At 36.5% G+C, this 12,009-nt stretch carries 12 protein-coding genes and 1 pseudogene; 4 read left to right on the top strand and 9 right to left on the bottom strand.

Annotated elements, in window-relative coordinates:
- Positions 1 to 14 precede the first annotated feature (14 nt).
- Positions 15 to 1,253: an IS256 family transposase gene (locus IWA51_RS03615; RefSeq protein ID WP_198441892.1), complete on the top strand. Its 1,239-nt coding sequence runs from the start codon at positions 15 to 17 to the stop codon at positions 1,251 to 1,253.
- A gap of 621 nt (positions 1,254 to 1,874) precedes the next feature.
- Here IWA51_RS03615 and IWA51_RS12645 read toward each other — a convergent pair.
- The 4 genes and pseudogenes from IWA51_RS12645 to IWA51_RS03600 form a co-directional block, all read right to left on the bottom strand.
- Positions 1,875 to 2,132 (bottom strand): annotated as a pseudogene (locus IWA51_RS12645) (DUF4406 domain-containing protein); the annotation flags it as partial.
- Between the two features lie 29 nt (positions 2,133 to 2,161).
- Positions 2,162 to 2,758 carry a hypothetical protein gene (locus IWA51_RS03610; protein WP_198443257.1) on the bottom strand — a complete coding sequence of 199 codons (597 nt, stop codon included), beginning with the start codon at positions 2,756 to 2,758 and terminating at the stop codon, positions 2,162 to 2,164.
- Positions 2,759 to 2,760: 2 nt separating this feature from the next.
- On the bottom strand, positions 2,761 to 3,747 hold the full coding sequence (locus IWA51_RS03605) for a hypothetical protein (protein ID WP_198443255.1): 987 nt from the start codon (positions 3,745 to 3,747) through the stop codon (positions 2,761 to 2,763).
- A 73-nt stretch (positions 3,748 to 3,820) separates the two neighbouring features.
- Entirely contained in the window at positions 3,821 to 4,750 is a 930-nt protein-coding gene (locus IWA51_RS03600) for a hypothetical protein (RefSeq protein ID WP_198443253.1), read from the bottom strand.
- Positions 4,751 to 4,989: 239 nt separating this feature from the next.
- Between IWA51_RS03600 and IWA51_RS03595 the strand changes: the two genes are divergently transcribed.
- The 3 genes from IWA51_RS03595 (at position 4,990) to IWA51_RS03585 (ending at position 6,988) form a co-directional block, all read left to right on the top strand.
- Complete coding sequence (locus IWA51_RS03595) at positions 4,990 to 5,475, top strand: hypothetical protein (protein WP_198443251.1); 486 nt, start codon at positions 4,990 to 4,992, stop codon at positions 5,473 to 5,475.
- Positions 5,462 to 6,181, top strand: a complete 720-nt coding sequence (locus IWA51_RS03590) for a hypothetical protein (protein WP_198443250.1) — start codon at positions 5,462 to 5,464, stop codon at positions 6,179 to 6,181. The genes IWA51_RS03595 and IWA51_RS03590 overlap by 14 nt, the downstream gene beginning before the upstream one ends.
- Before the next feature lie 225 nt (positions 6,182 to 6,406).
- Positions 6,407 to 6,988, top strand: coding sequence for a hypothetical protein (locus IWA51_RS03585; protein ID WP_198443249.1), 582 nt, complete (start codon positions 6,407 to 6,409; stop codon positions 6,986 to 6,988).
- Positions 6,989 to 7,117: 129 nt separating this feature from the next.
- Here IWA51_RS03585 and IWA51_RS03580 read toward each other — a convergent pair whose 3' ends face one another.
- The 5 genes from IWA51_RS03580 to IWA51_RS03560 form a co-directional block, all read right to left on the bottom strand.
- Positions 7,118 to 7,411 (bottom strand): adenine-specific methyltransferase EcoRI family protein, encoded by a 294-nt coding sequence (locus IWA51_RS03580; protein ID WP_230402703.1) that lies wholly within the window; start codon positions 7,409 to 7,411, stop codon positions 7,118 to 7,120.
- Entirely contained in the window at positions 7,380 to 7,934 is a 555-nt protein-coding gene (locus IWA51_RS03575; protein WP_198443247.1) for a hypothetical protein, read from the bottom strand. The genes IWA51_RS03580 and IWA51_RS03575 overlap by 32 nt, the downstream gene beginning before the upstream one ends.
- A 20-nt stretch (positions 7,935 to 7,954) precedes the next feature.
- The gene (locus IWA51_RS03570; RefSeq protein ID WP_198443246.1) at positions 7,955 to 8,794 is read right to left on the bottom strand and encodes a hypothetical protein; all 840 of its coding nucleotides are present in this window, start codon (positions 8,792 to 8,794) and stop codon (positions 7,955 to 7,957) included.
- Between the two features lie 246 nt (positions 8,795 to 9,040).
- Positions 9,041 to 10,120 carry a hypothetical protein gene (locus IWA51_RS03565; RefSeq protein WP_198443245.1) on the bottom strand — a complete coding sequence of 360 codons (1,080 nt, stop codon included), beginning with the start codon at positions 10,118 to 10,120 and terminating at the stop codon, positions 9,041 to 9,043.
- Positions 10,121 to 10,696: 576 nt separating this feature from the next.
- Complete coding sequence (locus IWA51_RS03560; protein ID WP_198441892.1) at positions 10,697 to 11,935, bottom strand: IS256 family transposase; 1,239 nt, start codon at positions 11,933 to 11,935, stop codon at positions 10,697 to 10,699.
- Between the last annotated feature and the right edge of the window lie 74 nt (positions 11,936 to 12,009).

The following is a 12,009-nucleotide window of genomic DNA, read 5'->3' as shown; positions in this document are numbered from 1 at the left end:
GAAGGAGACCTCTTATGAAAAGAATACTGGAAATTGAAGAAAATTCCAATAGTCCAACGATTGATTTGCTTGAAAAAGCAATCCGCGCAAGAGCACGTGAAGTAATTGAAAGTCTTTACGAGGATGAAGTTCAGCGTTTTCTTAATAAAACTTCTTCTATCGTAGACAAAACCGGAAACAAACTTGTAGTAAGAAACGGCTTTCACAAAGAACGGACAATTCTTACTACAAACGGTTACGTTACAGTCAGGCTTCCCAGAGTTGATGACCGTGCACTTGAAGAAAAGGATCGCTTTGTAAGCAAAGTCCTTCCTCCGTTTGCAAGAAAAACTCCGACAGTAGAAGCAATACTTTCCGCTGCCTACCTTGCAGGAATTTCTTCAAACAAGTTTTCAGCCATGCTCCATGATGTTCTTGGTAAAGAAGCAAAGGGCCTGAGTCCGTCAGTCATAACAAAGCTTACTGTAAAATGGCAGGCTGAATATGACGAATGGCGCAAACGAGATCTTTCCGGAAAGGAATACGTTTATGTTTGGGCAGACGGAATTTACGTAAAGTCCCGGCTTGACGGTGAAAAGACCTGCCTTCTGGTAATAATTGGCGTAACTGTTGAAGGCAAAAAAGAACTTGTGGCTGTACAGGCCGGAATTCGCGAGTCAACGGAAAGTTGGCGTGGAGTTTTGCTTGATTTGAAATTCCGCGGACTGACAAAAGCACCAAAATTGGCAGTCTGCGACGGAGCGCTTGGGTTTCAAAATGCAGTTGATGAAATCTGGGGCCAGCTAAAAATTCAGAGATGCTGGTTCCACAAGTCCATGAACATTCTGGACAAATTGCCTGACTGTGTGCAGACTCAGGCCACAAAAATGATTCGGGATATGTGGCAGGCAGACAAACGTGCAAACGCCTTGAAAGCCTACGACTTATTTATAGAAACTTTCGGAAAAAAATATCCGAAGGCAACGGAATGTCTTGAAAAAGACAAGGAGGATTTGTTCCGCTTTTATGATTATCCGGCGGAACATTGGGCTCACATTAGAACGTCGAATCCGATTGAATCGACATTTGCAACAGTCAGGTTGCGCCACAAGTCAACAAAAGGAAACGGCTCTTCCGCTGCTTCTGTTGCAATGGCTTTCAAGCTTTGTCTTCAGGCAGAGAAAAACTGGCGACGGCTCAGGGGATTTAAACAACTTGAACTTGTCGCCAAAAATATAATTTTTGTGGACGGTGAACAAATGAAGGCTGCCTGATGAAAAGACACTTTTTTTCAATCCACAACAATTGACAATAACTCTGGATAAAATCCGGTTTACTTTAATCTGACCTGCGATTACCCATTCTTCTGTATTCGGGTCAGGATTTGTCCTGTATCTGTAAAAACCGTTTTCAGGGATATTTTTAAGACCAGCGTATGAATAACGAAAAGAACCGGAATCCGTTATTCCTTCTTTCATTGCTTCATTCTGGTAGTCTTTATCCATAGAATATTCAACTTCAGCCCATACAAGTTCTGAAGGAAAAAGCTCTTTCTTGCCGTTTTTTGGATTAGTCACATTGAACTGATTTGCGATAGGAAGCGTTCCCAGGTGCCAGCCAGGTCTTAATGCAAGTTTTCCTTTTGAAGTGTGTGTTCCATGCCCACCACATTCAACCTGTGGGCGACCAGTCTTTGTAGTTCCGGCAAAGTTTCCCACACTTGCATCTATCCAAGAGCCAACAGGTGTTGCCTCTCCATTAGGGTTACTTACCATAGGCGGATAAAGTTTTCCGTTTTTAAGATAGAAACACTTATATGCAGTTCCGGTTTTTGAAGGAATAGTTTTTGAGAACTTGATTGATTTTTCCTGAGTTTTTTCTTCATAAAAGATTTTAAGTTTCAGTTTTTTTGCTGCATCATGCTCAATTTTTGCCCCTTTAGATTGTTCCCAGCCATTCATAAGGTAGATTGCATCGCAAAAAGAAAGAGCCGTTAAATCAAGCTGCATAAACTGCTCCCAGGTAAACATTGGAGGGTGCTGGGCAGGGTTATAAACATTGTGACCTTTGGATGTTAGTTCTTCAGCTTTTAAAACAAACTTTTCTTTAAAATTCGGGTCATTTGAAATTGAGCCTGAAAGATATATATTCATAGTTTATTCTTCCTTCTTAATTATTTTTGCTACAAAACCAGGGTGGAATCTTCTAAGATTCCGGTTCTGTAATCGACTGGTTCAATATCTTTTTTTGCATTGAACAGCAAAAACCTTTTTCCAGTTTCATCATCATAAAGAGCGCCCTTGATTCCAAAATCGTAAAGAAGAGAGGATGATTTTGCCCTGTCATGTGTAATGCACTTACTGTTTATGAAGTTAAACAAATCAAGACCGCTTTTGAAAGAAAGAAGGAATTCGTACTTTTTTTTAGAAAAGTTTTCCATCCTCTTGTTGTATTCTTCTTTGTTGTTTTGCTCATCAGGAAGAGTATTCATGCTTTCAAAAATCTTTCTTGCTTCATAAATAAAAAGCGACATGATAAAATCGTTTTTCATTAAAGATGCAAGCACATCATCACTTTGTTCTTTGATTGGTTTTGTCATGTCGATAAAAAAGTTTTCGCCAGGAATATTTACTAAAAGCCAGTTATTATAGGAAAGAACACCTTTCCTTCTGGTAGATTCATATTTTGCGACAGCTTCATCAAGAGTAACTGATACCCCTACTCCTGCATTGAGTTCCTGTTTTACAATGTAATTTTCAAGAGAAACAAAAGCATTCATGATTACCTCCTCCTGTCATGGCTAATGTGCCGTGGTTTGATTTCTATATCTCTTTCGAGAAGTCGTTCCATATTTTTCTGTGCTTCAAGTTCGTGTGTTCTTTTAGGCTCAAAGGCAGAAGCAGAAGGAGAAAGAACTGGAAGAGACTTATTCAAGTCATCTTTTGTAAATACTCTGTTGATTTCAAAGTTGTAGTGGGTCATTCGTTCTGAATACAAAAAGCTTTCTGTAAAAAGGCGTGTAAGTTTTGGAGAGTCTTCCATTGATAAAGTCTTCACAGTTTCTAAAGCTTTTGATTTCTGTTCATCAGGAAACTTTTGAATTGTAATTCCTGTTTCCTGCTGCACAAAATAATTATTCAAAAGGCTGAAAAGAGTTTTTTCTTCAGGAGAATATCCTTCAGTTGCATTGGAAAAAGCCTCACGCACATTTGCAAGTACATTTCCATTTTTAGAAAGATTGTTTGAAATGTTTTTTCTTTTATTTTCACGGATTTCTTTTTCATTTAATCCTGAGTCATATTCAGTGATATTTTTAATCATTTCCTGGGCAATGATTTTTTTCTGTTTAGGTGTTTTTTCATCCCTTACGATTTTTACAGCTTTTTGTAATGAGTTTTCAGAAAACTGGTCAAGAAGGTAGAAAGTCTGGGCATCAGTTTTTAAGTGTGAGTCTTTAGAAATATTAGCAAGCGCAACGAGAGGCTTTTCATTCTCTTTTAGTTCAAGGTTTAATAACGCTGCGTCTGACCCGTAGATCCATTTGAGAGATTTTGCACTGATTAAAGAAGCTTTAAGTTCAAGCTGAATTTTATTGATGTCACCAAGATGTCTTCCGTTTACTACATTCATGTCCTGTGGAAGGGGTGTGGTTTTTGTATAAGGAAAAGAATTGTTTAAGATATTTTCTGATATGAGAGAGTTGATTTCTTTATAAAGGTCATCTTTTAAGACTTGTGTTGAAAGTGTTTTAATTTCAGTATCGCTCATAAAAACTCCTGGTAAAAACATACACGGCATAACTAAATATATAGATTAGTTTACACCGTGTATTTAAAACTTTTTATCTTTCTCTTTCATAAGAAGGAGCTGGGCGGCTCTTTTTAGGAGTTTCTTTTTTAGGAGATTCCTGAGCAACTTCTTTTTTCTGAGAATATTCCTGCAGCATTTCTTTATTTTTTCTATAAAGATTTTCTGCAGAAACTGAAAGCTTCATGATTGCAGCCTTGTCAAGCTTTCCTGGTTCATATTCAGCTGTGAGGATTTCAACAGCCTTGTTCTTGAACTTTTCAGCCTGTTCAGGAGTAACATAAAGCTTGCGGCCTGTGTTTACTGCATTCAGAACCTGAGCAAGATACTGATATGGTTCCTCCGTTTTTTCGTTCAAAGGCATAGCCTTGAGGTTTTCCTTGTTCATAACGAAATCAGCAGGGTTTTTCTTTTCTTTGTAAGTTGAGTTAGGATAATGTTCGTTGATGTACTGAACATCCTTTTTGTACTGTTCTGTCATCTTTGCATCGAGGAATGCCTTGAGAGCTTCAGCACCTTCAACCTGTGAGAAATTGAACCATGTGTTCTTGAACTTGATTTCTGACCAGTTTTTCAGGTCCACGGCAGGAATGGTAACACCTTTAGAGCCTTTTGCAATTTTACATTCAACCCCAGCTTCCTGAGCTTTCTTTACGCTTTCAAAAGTAACAAAAGCTGCTGTAGGTGCGTTGAGTTCTGCTTTCTTAGTCAAAAGCATAATCTGAGTAAGGCCTTCAGTTTTTGTGTTTTTGCTTGCGTTGTAGGCTGGCTGTAAATCTACAAAACCATCTTTGTTTGGCAAAAGCGGTGATGTACCATCTTTGAGGGATTTTACGAGAGTGTCTCCGAGTTCCTGGAAATAATCATAAGATGACTTTTCCTTGCTCTTCTTCTCGTAAAGGGGCATTGGAGATGTGTTTTTCAAGGCATCTCCAAACTGATTGATTGAAACAGTCTGTTCCATAAACAACTCCTTGTGTTTTTTTTCAGGAGTTATGAAAAGTTTCCCCTCGTTTTTCAGAGTGGCTGTCAATTACAGTGTCCTCACAGAAGACTATAATTGGTTATATTTTCAATAACCCCAAGTTTTAAGAAGAATAAACTATATACTCCGCAAAATAGAGTAATATAATCTATTATGATTATAAATCATAAGTGTAAATAAATCTAGTGTTTTTTGCAAAAATGTTTTATACTTTAATCATGTCAATTGCAGTAAAAATCCCTAACGGGAAATTAAAAGAAGAGTATTCTCTTTATGTAAGCGGATATATAAAGGCAAAGTTTCCAGATGAAAATCTTGGTACAATGCTTTTTATCGAAGGAACAGCCATAGCCTTTTATTCAGCTTCTAATTCAAGGCGAGCTGTTATATTCCAGGAATTAAAGGAAAATGATTTTACTATTCCTATGGAAGAAGCTCACATGCCTTATATAAAACAGGAAGTAAGAATCCTTTATAAAGCTAAAGGCCGCAAAATAGACCTTTTGAAACAGATGGTCTATAACCTTGAAAAAAAATACGGTAAGGATTTTTACAAATACGGAACGCTCTACTGGCTTACTCTCGCCTCTTACATAGATTCTGTCAGACACAAAAGCAAAGGTTCTAATGGTACAAAACGTCAGGTTTATCTATTGACAGATAAATATAAAAAATCCCTGGAGAGAAGTTATGAAAGTCTATAAAGATGTATTGAATGTCCTTCAGATTGAGACTGCTTATATTATTTCAAACGATATTCTTTATTCATGTCTTCTGCTTGAGTTCAGCGGATTGACTTTTTTTGTCAGTTCAGATGCCTCGGAGCTTAAAGGAAATATAAAGTTTAAAATAAAGTATCGAGGCTCTTTTATTTATTTTGATGCAGTCATAATGAAAAAAGTAAAAGACACAATTTATTCCTTTACCTATGAAATTGGAATTGCAGAAGAAGAGAGAAACAAGGATGCTTTTAAGCAGCATTTCTTTTCCGAATTAAAAAACATAGAAAATCTTAATGAAGGCTGGAATAAAAGAAAGGAAGCAAGATATGAAATCGGACTTGATGAAGACAAAGGAAAGCTCATAAATTTTAAGAGCATTGAGCAGGTTCTTATTGCGGATAAGCTCCAGCTTCCTTGTGTTGTAAACAATCTTTCTTATTCCGGTGCAAAGGTAACTACCGTAGGCGGAAACTTTTTCAAGGATAAAACAGTCTGCTTAAATCTTTCATTCAGAAATCCAATCGAGCAGATTCCGCTTGTTTCTTCAATTAAAAACTGCCTTATAAAATCTACGTCTGAAAAAGAAATTGTATCAATTCTCTCAATAAAATACGATTACTCTCCGCTTACTTACAAGCAGAGAATTGACAGTTACATAAAAGCATTAACTGAAAGGGGAATCAAATGATATTACGTTTATTTTACAAGGCTTGCCGTCTAATTACTTACATTGTCATAGTTGCTGCAATTATATTGATTCTCTCAAAGATACTCCCTATTGCAGGTGACTTTGCAGACAAAATCATTCATGCAGTAAAAACATTTTTTTCTGGAATTGAAAAGACATTAAAAAACTTGCCGATATAATAAAAAGGTCTTGACAAGAAGTGTAAACAAATCTATATTTGGAGTTATGGAAGAACTGAATGTAGAAGAGTTTATAAAAAGCCAACCTCAACATCACATAGATATTAGAGAATACTCTGATGAAGACACTTATGCAATTCACGATTTAAAGACTGCTGCCCAGAAGTCTTTGTTATGGAAATTCATGGTTTCACTTGGAATTCCTAATGAACAGGTAGCAAAGCAGAAGCTTTATTATTATTTTAACGGACGCTGTTTAAGTCTTCCGAACACTTCAGTATTTTACTGCCGTGGAAAAATGCAGCCAGCAAAATGGTATTACAAAATAAACGAGACTCTTCCAGAAAAAATAGAATTTAATCCTAAACATGATATTTCTGAAATGCTTTCACTGGAAAGCCTTGGCCATCAAAAGCTTTTCAAAATGGTAAAGGATATGTCTATTCCCCGATTTGCAGAATATTATGACGTATCGATTTTTACTCTAAAAAACATGCTCTACAAAAGAATGAATAAACTGACAGGAACTATGTGCTTTAAGGCCCTTCCTAATGAATCATTTATCCTAAAAATGAGGGATGAAATAAATCCTGACCTCTGGTATATTTATCCTGATGAGGTAAGTTGATTTAATTAGCGCCCGAAGACGCTAATTAAAGATATTACATTTCACTTTTTAGGTTTTCTTCCAGCATTTTCTTTGCAGAAATGCTGTCTAAGTCGGTCTGGTCTCCGCTAAGATACTTTTTTGTGGAGTTTATATCCAGGCAGTATGCCTCATATCCCCCCCCCACCCACATACGTATAGCGGTAATTCCTTACCCATAATAGAGGAAGTAGAATAGCCTGTAGATATAAGTCTTTTTAATTTTAATGAATTAAGGTGCATCAAAAAATAGAGAGTGAAGTTCGACCCAAAAGGTTCGTCACAGTTACAGATTACGGTTTTATTTTCAAAGACTTTTAAATCTGAATATTTAGAAAGCTCATTTTCTATATCTGAAAGCTGGGTATAAAACTCATCTTCCGTTCCGCGTATGAAGGCTTTCATGTTTGCCTGTGCGATCTTCTTTCTGGGCATCGTGCTTTCGAGTGAGACTTGTTATGTATCCATTCTCCACGAGCTTCTTATACTCACTTTCCGTAACGACTGAGATAAAAAGGGCTTGCCAATTGTTGCCAGTAGAAAGAGATTTGTTGAAGAATTCCAAAGTCGCGATTCCAAGTGACTTTGGCGTTATCTGGAAATTACGAATGTTTCCATTTTCAGAAAGTTCCTCGACCTTGCAGACCGAAGTTCCTATCTTTTCAGGATAGCTTTTCAACTTCCACTTTACTTTCTTTGCATCTTCTTTCGTTCCGTTCTCAAGTTTCATTGTGAGCGTTTTCACTTCGCCGCCTGCCGGGAGAATGATGTAGTACTCTGAAAATAAGAAATATTCATGGTCGAGGTAGAGTGCGGTTTCGTCTACGGTCGAAAAATTTTTCTTTCCATTCTTGACGTAGTAAATGACGCTGAGTATAACGAGGATGACGCATGAGCATATGACGCATTTAAAATCAATCTTCTTCATATAAATACACTAAACAGTGTTTACTCTGAGTAAGTGAAAGTCAAAGTATACTTACCACCAGATTGTTCCGTGCTTCCAAAGAATGTACTGAAGAACAAGACTTCTTTTGAGCTGAAGGTAACAGAAGAACCATCCTTGCTCATGTTTACTGTTGTACTTGTTTCATAGCCCATTGCAGTCCACTTGAATGTAATGTCAGAACCGTTTACAGTGTATGTACCGCTGGAAGGAGCCTGGTTTTTACCACCGCTATAAGTAAAGTTTCCGTCTGAAAGAGTAATCGTACCATTAACCTGACTTTTAGTAGCACTGTTGAAAGCATAGCTTCCGTTTACAGAAGAAGTGTCTTCACTATCGCCAGAAGATGATGTAAGCTCTAGGCTGTCTCTATTATTTCCACATTTAATATTTAAAGGAGTTTCATCACGATAGGGAGTATTCTTATCAACCCAACCACCAATAGCATAAAAAACATTATTAATTTTAATATAAAACCCTTTATCTTTTTTTAGCACAGAATTATAACCAACAGATGACCACCCTTTTACGGCTTCATCAGTTACTTCATTTTCAAAGAAAAGATCTGTATTCTGATTTAATGAATACTGAACGTTGTTGAATGTTACAGAATCACTCGCAAAAGCAGCTGTTTCTATATAATGGTCATTCCGTTCATTATTAGAATTTTCCCATGTAGTTCCAATAAGTTCTGCATATATAGCCTTCAATTCAGCAATCTGGGCCGGAGAATAAGTATTAGTGTTTCCTTCATCAGAGGAATTATCATTAGTCGGCTGCTGGCAGCCAGCAAAAATCATAATTAAAGACAATAATGTTAAATAAAATGCAATTTTCTTCATATTCAGTTCCTTTCCTTAGTTTTTTTGTTGATTTTTAAGACGTTTGAGGCACTCAAACAAAAAAGGTGGAAAGCGCAGTTTCCAAAAACAAGCACTGCTCGCAGGCAGTTTAAATAAAATACACACTTTTAAGTTATCTAAATATTACTTTAAAACCCTTTAGCTGTCAAGAGCAAAATTAAAACTCGATAAGTTTTTACCTGATAAAACACCAGGCACGATTCAACTCGTACCTGGCAAGCTTTATCATTCAGTAACATTTAAGTAGTAAGATGCCGGAACTGCAATTCCGTAATCAGAAGTCTTTGCACAAGGTCCTTCTGTTATCTTAAGGCCAATAATAATTTCCTGATTAGTCTCTTCTCCTTCCTCACCATTGTAAGTAATTATAAATTTGCCTATATCAGTCCAAGAATAAGTCTTTGAACTTTCTATATATTCATAATTTTCATAATGGTAAGAATGTGTATGAGATGTCTTAGGAATACCAATATTTGATTCCATATATGAAATCTTCATCTGATTAAGTTTATTTTTTATTGCATTCTGTCTGTTTTTTTCAGTTTTCTCAACATCAATATTTTTAGTAAGATTTCCTTCGCTGTCCTTTAAATAAACAGTTTCATAGTCCGCAGAAGTTACAGACACGTCAGATAAAGAATAATTATTTGAATAAAACTTATCCCTTACTTTACCGCTGTATGCAAAGTAACCATAATCAACATTATTTGTTAATTTAAACTCATATACACCAGATGTATTTTTTGTTACTTCACCTGCTACAAGATCTTCCATATTATTTTCAAAGCTAACGCTCTTTATTATTGTTTTTGATGAAGAGTCTTCATTTATGATTTTTCCTTTTACAGTTTCTCCATCACCTAATACTAAAATGCGTTCAGGCTTGTTTATATAACTGTACATTGAATTTACATTACCAACAGTAGATGTTTTAGATGTAATTTCAGGAACAAATAAATCTTTATTTGTAATGTTAAAATTAAGATAATTTATCTGATTTAGTGAAGAACCTGTTCCTTTTATAGTAACTTTACCGACATAACTTCCATCTAAAGAAAAATTGATATGACCTCCGGCAGCTCCCTGTGAAGTAGTCTCATGTGAAGTTATTGAATATATCTTAGTTCCGTCAGACTGTGTTGTAACAAGCGTTGCTCCAGAAGAAATCTTAAGATTTCCGGTTCCATTTGACGGTGGAATTGTTACTGTAAGAGAAGCTTCTTTAGGATATAACTGATATTCAACTTTAAGTGCATTTACATCTGCAACAACTTCTGTAACCTCTTTTTCAATATAGTTCTCCATTATATTTAAGTAAGGTTGAGTTGAAACTGCAGAGCTGTCATAAAGATTATCAGATAAATACCAATGTAGCTTTCCTGAAACATCCTTTTTAATCCAAGTATTTGAAGTATAAGCTTCACATTCTCTTTTAATAAATTCTATATTCAGCTCTAAATCATGTTGTTCAACTCCATGACCATCTTCATAAGGAATTTGGAGTTTTGCTTTTCCAAGACTTATTACAGATTCTTTTTCTTTTGAAACTGTAGGAGTAATATAAGAACTTATTAACTTTGACAGTTTTATTTTTGAACTACATCCTTGTCCAAATGAATCAAATGAATTTTCATCCCAAAAAATCCCTTTTGTTTTTTTATAACCTACATCAAGGTCTTTATCAGGTCTTACTAAATTAGAAGAAACAAGTTCTTCGGTAGTAATAACAAAAGGAATTACAGTTTTATAATAAGGAGAAAGACTGTTACTTATATCATAGTTATATGAATCATCATTATTTTTTATACTGAAAACATTTACATTATTAAACTTTAAAGAGTTATTGTCAATTGTTGTGGATTGAAAAAAAGTGTCTTTTCATCAGGCAGCCTTCATTTGTTCACCGTCCACAAAAATTATATTTTTGGCGACAAGTTCAAGTTGTTTAAATCCCCTGAGCCGTCGCCAGTTTTTCTCTGCCTGAAGACAAAGCTTGAAAGCCATTGCAACAGAAGCAGCGGAAGAGCCGTTTCCTTTTGTTGACTTGTGGCGCAACCTGACTGTTGCAAATGTCGATTCAATCGGATTCGACGTTCTAATGTGAGCCCAATGTTCCGCCGGATAATCATAAAAGCGGAACAAATCCTCCTTGTCTTTTTCAAGACATTCCGTTGCCTTCGGATATTTTTTTCCGAAAGTTTCTATAAATAAGTCGTAGGCTTTCAAGGCGTTTGCACGTTTGTCTGCCTGCCACATATCCCGAATCATTTTTGTGGCCTGAGTCTGCACACAGTCAGGCAATTTGTCCAGAATGTTCATGGACTTGTGGAACCAGCATCTCTGAATTTTTAGCTGGCCCCAGATTTCATCAACTGCATTTTGAAACCCAAGCGCTCCGTCGCAGACTGCCAATTTTGGTGCTTTTGTCAGTCCGCGGAATTTCAAATCAAGCAAAACTCCACGCCAACTTTCCGTTGACTCGCGAATTCCGGCCTGTACAGCCACAAGTTCTTTTTTGCCTTCAACAGTTACGCCAATTATTACCAGAAGGCAGGTCTTTTCACCGTCAAGCCGGGACTTTACGTAAATTCCGTCTGCCCAAACATAAACGTATTCCTTTCCGGAAAGATCTCGTTTGCGCCATTCGTCATATTCAGCCTGCCATTTTACAGTAAGCTTTGTTATGACTGACGGACTCAGGCCCTTTGCTTCTTTACCAAGAACATCATGGAGCATGGCTGAAAACTTGTTTGAAGAAATTCCTGCAAGGTAGGCAGCGGAAAGTATTGCTTCTACTGTCGGAGTTTTTCTTGCAAACGGAGGAAGGACTTTGCTTACAAAGCGATCCTTTTCTTCAAGTGCACGGTCATCAACTCTGGGAAGCCTGACTGTAACGTAACCGTTTGTAGTAAGAATTGTCCGTTCTTTGTGAAAGCCGTTTCTTACTACAAGTTTGTTTCCGGTTTTGTCTACGATAGAAGAAGTTTTATTAAGAAAACGCTGAACTTCATCCTCGTAAAGACTTTCAATTACTTCACGTGCTCTTGCGCGGATTGCTTTTTCAAGCAAATCAATCGTTGGACTATTGGAATTTTCTTCAATTTCCAGTATTCTTTTCATAAGAGGTCTCCTTCGGTGTTTATTTTTTTTTCCAAAGAAAACTATACCTTAGACAGACCTCTTTTTCTATGCCT

Source organism: Treponema peruense, from assembly GCF_016117655.1.
Classification (GTDB): Bacteria; Spirochaetota; Spirochaetia; order Treponematales; family Treponemataceae; genus Treponema_D; species Treponema_D peruense.
The sequence above is the reverse complement of the archived record's forward strand: the minus strand, read 5'-3'. Positions and strand labels throughout refer to the sequence as shown.

Bases quoted from the DNA above. Each gene is read 5' to 3' on its own strand.
- IWA51_RS03565 (WP_198443245.1), bottom strand. From the start codon at position 10,120: ATGGAGAACTATATTGAAAAAGAGGTTACAGAAGTTGTTGCAGATGTA.
- IWA51_RS03570 (WP_198443246.1), bottom strand. From the start codon at position 8,794: ATGAAGAAAATTGCATTTTATTTAACATTATTGTCTTTAATTATGATT.
- IWA51_RS03615 (WP_198441892.1), top strand. From the start codon at position 15: ATGAAAAGAATACTGGAAATTGAAGAAAATTCCAATAGTCCAACGATT.
- IWA51_RS03590 (WP_198443250.1), top strand. From the start codon at position 5,462: ATGAAAGTCTATAAAGATGTATTGAATGTCCTTCAGATTGAGACTGCT.
- IWA51_RS03585 (WP_198443249.1), top strand. From the start codon at position 6,407: ATGGAAGAACTGAATGTAGAAGAGTTTATAAAAAGCCAACCTCAACAT.
- IWA51_RS03600 (WP_198443253.1), bottom strand. From the start codon at position 4,750: ATGGAACAGACTGTTTCAATCAATCAGTTTGGAGATGCCTTGAAAAAC.
- IWA51_RS03575 (WP_198443247.1), bottom strand. From the start codon at position 7,934: ATGAAGAAGATTGATTTTAAATGCGTCATATGCTCATGCGTCATCCTC.
- IWA51_RS03560 (WP_198441892.1), bottom strand. From the start codon at position 11,935: ATGAAAAGAATACTGGAAATTGAAGAAAATTCCAATAGTCCAACGATT.
- IWA51_RS03580 (WP_230402703.1), bottom strand. From the start codon at position 7,411: ATGAAAGCCTTCATACGCGGAACGGAAGATGAGTTTTATACCCAGCTT.
- IWA51_RS03610 (WP_198443257.1), bottom strand. From the start codon at position 2,758: ATGAATGCTTTTGTTTCTCTTGAAAATTACATTGTAAAACAGGAACTC.
- IWA51_RS03605 (WP_198443255.1), bottom strand. From the start codon at position 3,747: ATGAGCGATACTGAAATTAAAACACTTTCAACACAAGTCTTAAAAGAT.
- IWA51_RS03595 (WP_198443251.1), top strand. From the start codon at position 4,990: ATGTCAATTGCAGTAAAAATCCCTAACGGGAAATTAAAAGAAGAGTAT.